At 57.4% G+C, this 1391-nt stretch carries 1 protein-coding gene; it reads left to right on the top strand.

Annotated features, from left to right (window positions below; genetic code table 11):
* Positions 1 to 88: 88 nt before the first annotated feature.
* Positions 89 to 1111: an IS110 family transposase gene (locus tag ACSIPU_RS30260; RefSeq protein WP_017145469.1), complete on the top strand. Its 1023-nt coding sequence runs from the start codon at positions 89 to 91 to the stop codon at positions 1109 to 1111.
* Positions 1112 to 1391 lie beyond the last annotated feature (280 nt).

Here is a 1391-nt window from a genome sequence, read left to right as displayed (position 1 = left end):
GTAGCCCGATGTGATGGACACCTCCCCCTTACGGCATCAAAGTGCCAGACTGAGGTGTACCTACAGTTAACTGGAGGAGGTGTCCATCATGAATATTAAACGTATTGGTCTCGACCTGGCAAAAAATGTCTTCCAGATACATGCCGTGGATCACCGTGAGCATGTTGTCCTTCGTAAAACCCTGCGCCGTGACCGCATGGCAGCCTTTTTCACCCAACTCTCACCGTGCCTTATCGGTATTGAAGCCTGTGGCTCTGCCCACTACTGGGCCCGGGAGCTGACCCGTATGGGGCATACCGTACGCATTATCCCGCCCCGGCTGGTTAAGCCTTATCTTAAAGGCCAGAAGAATGATGCCAACGATGCCGAAGCTATCTGCGAGGCTGTCAGCCGCCCCGGGATGCGCTTCGTGGCGATCAGAACGGAAAGGCAGCAGACGCTGCAGGCGGAGCACCGCGTCCGGGCCAGACTCATCCGTGCCCGGACAGCCCTGAGCAATGAGATACGGGGTCTGCTGGGGGAGTTCGGTGTGGTGTTGCCAGCGGGAATAGCGCAACTGCGTAAGGCGCTACCGGAGATAGTGTCGCAGCAGGTGCAGTGGGATGAGTGTTTTATTCGTCTGCTGTGCGAACTGTCAGAAGAGCTGCAGGGACTGGATGAGCGTGTCGCCCGCCACGACAGGCGGCTTCAGCAGTCAGCACGGGATGATATCCGGATAAAAAGACTGCTGGCGATAGAGGGGATGGGTCCGGTGGTGGCCAGTGCCCTGGTGGCTGCAGTGGGTGATGGCAGACAGTTCAGGAGCGGCCGGGAAATGGCGGCTTATCTGGGGCTGGTTCCGCGGCAGCACTCAAGCGGAGGAAAGGCGCGACTGGGCCATATCAGCAAGCGGGGGGACCGCTACGTGCGAACGCTGATAATCCATGGAGCGCGGGCAGTGCTGAATGCGTGTCAGAATAAAACTGACAGGCGCAGCCAGTGGTTGCAGGGGGTGTCGGAGAGACGAAACCGGAACATCGCGACGGTGGCGCTGGCGAACAAGAATGCCCGTATAGCATGGGCGCTGCTGAGTCGTGAAGAGGATTACCATGGGATACAGGTCACCGGTTAACCGGTGACCTGTATCCCATGCGTTAAAAGAGCAATAACCTGCCGTAAGGTTGCAGCCAGAGAAGCGAGATGAGTAACAGGTAAGACCAGCATCAGTCACTCCGGCCTGGCCGAAGGCTCCCTGATAAGCAAAGCCGCTAGCCCGAATGGAAACAGATGCGCAGATAACATCATGGCCCGGATACGACGGTATCGTAAGAGAGGCCGGATATACGAACGCAACTTACCCCGTTACACAAAATGCAGAGATGGCTTGCATAACGGGAGGTGTCCATATACGG

The organism is Klebsiella sp. HN106, from assembly GCF_051209435.1.
Taxonomy (GTDB): Bacteria; Pseudomonadota; Gammaproteobacteria; order Enterobacterales; family Enterobacteriaceae; genus Klebsiella; species Klebsiella oxytoca.
Note: the sequence above shows the minus strand (reverse complement) of the source record. Positions and strands in the feature narration are given on the sequence as shown.